Source organism: Alcanivorax sp. HI0083 (assembly GCF_001635175.1).
Genome location: NZ_LWFX01000251.1, coordinates 1 through 982 on the forward strand (window position 1 = coordinate 1; position 982 = coordinate 982).

At 46.8% G+C, this 982-nt stretch carries 2 protein-coding genes; both read left to right on the forward strand.

The annotated features are described in order from the left end of the window. Nucleotides 1–486, forward strand: a 486-nt coding sequence (locus A3754_RS02725; protein ID WP_231880451.1) for an ImmA/IrrE family metallo-endopeptidase, incomplete at its 5' end; no start/stop codon positions are given. Between the two features lie 52 nt (nucleotides 487–538). Next, nucleotides 539–982, forward strand: a 444-nt coding sequence (locus A3754_RS02730; protein WP_197468403.1) for a DNA methyltransferase, incomplete at its 3' end; no start/stop codon positions are given.

A 982-nucleotide genomic window follows, 5' to 3' on the forward strand; every position in this document is an offset into this window, starting at 1 on the left:
GCACACCGGTTTGCTAGTGCTTTCTTGCTGCCGCCTGATAGCTTCTCTCAAGAAGTGGTATGGCCAACCCTTGACAATCTGCTCTCGCTAAAATCCAGGTGGAGGGTGTCTGTTGCTGCAATGATTGTTCGGTGCCGAGACCTTTCTCTTTTGAATGAGCAACTTGAGCTAAGGCTTTGGAAAGGTCGTTCTGCCCGAAAGTGGACAAAGGGTGAGCCTGGAGATGATGCCATCCCTTTTGAGCAGCCCAAGCTGATGATGCGTGGCGTCCACCTCTTGGTAGATAACGGGGTTTTTGATCGTGACACACTGGTTAATCAAATTGGCTTGGCGCCGGAGATAATCGAGATGCTTTGTAATCTCCGCCATGGTTATCTAAGTGAGCAGATAAATGCTGAGGATAAAGTGGTTTCTCTTAAGCTCAAATCCAAGGCAAGAAGATCAAATGGCCCAATGCCGGGCGATGTGGTTCCATTCAAAAAATAGTGGTCTTCATTTTGATGATCAACAAAGAATTGTAGGAACAGGAAAATACTAAATGCCGCAGTTGTCTTGGTATAAACGTGAGGAAGATTTGACCCGCGCAGCGCTCACACCGTACCGATTGCTGCAGCCTGTCACGGGTCTATCTTACGGTGAGCCTGATTCGGCCAATATGCTCATCGAGGGAGATAATCTCGATGCTTTAAAAGCTTTGCTTCCCTACTATGCTGGGCAAGTGAAGTGCATATTTATCGATCCCCCTTACAACACGCAAAGCGCTTTTGAACACTATGACGATAACCTCGAACATTCGCAGTGGTTGTCGATGATGTATCCCCGTTTGCAGCTGCTCCGCAGCCTTCTATCTAAAGATGGAACAATCTGGGTAACCTTAGACGATAACGAAGCGCACTACTTTAAAGTTATTGCTGATGAGATATTCATGCGAAAGAATTTTGTCTGTAATGCTCTTTGGCAGAAGCGTACATCGGCAGATGCG